The sequence below is a fragment of the Cellulosimicrobium composti genome (genome assembly GCF_009711085.1).
GTDB lineage: Bacteria > Actinomycetota > Actinomycetes > Actinomycetales > Cellulomonadaceae > Cellulosimicrobium > Cellulosimicrobium composti.
In genome coordinates, this window is record NZ_WMKA01000132.1 from 1 (window position 1) to 451 (window position 451).

Consider the following 451-nt stretch of genomic DNA (forward strand, 5'->3'; position numbering starts at 1 on the left):
CGCCGTACGTGCACGACCCGAGCTGCACCGGCGCGGCGGGCACGCCCTCGGCGGCGCGACGCTGGGCGTCCCCGCCCGCGAGGGGCTGGGTCACCAGGGCGTCGGCCGTCGCGACGACGACCGCGCGCGAGGCCGCGGACGGCTGCTGGAGGCGGGCCTGGTCACCGCCCTCGAGCGCGACGGTGGTCCCGCCCGGGAGGACGAGCTGGGACGCCGACCGGTCCAGCACGACGGGCTTCTCGCCGACCGCGGTCACCTCGACCTCCGCGCCCTTGCCCACCGGCAGCGCGGACTCGGTCGGTTCCCCGTCGGCGACGCCGCGCGACGAGGTCTCGACCGTCCACAGCGTGCCCGTCCCCGGGACCGCGACGAAGACCGTCCCCTCGCGCGAGACCGTCAGCGCACCGGCCCCGCCGACCTCGGCGGTGGGCTCGAGCTCCTCGGCGTCGAA

Annotated in this window: 1 protein-coding gene; it reads right to left on the bottom strand. The window is 78.3% G+C overall.

The window, feature by feature from the left end:
* A partial coding sequence (locus GJV82_RS19695; protein WP_196217321.1) for a hypothetical protein occupies positions 1–451 on the bottom strand: 451 nt, incomplete at both ends.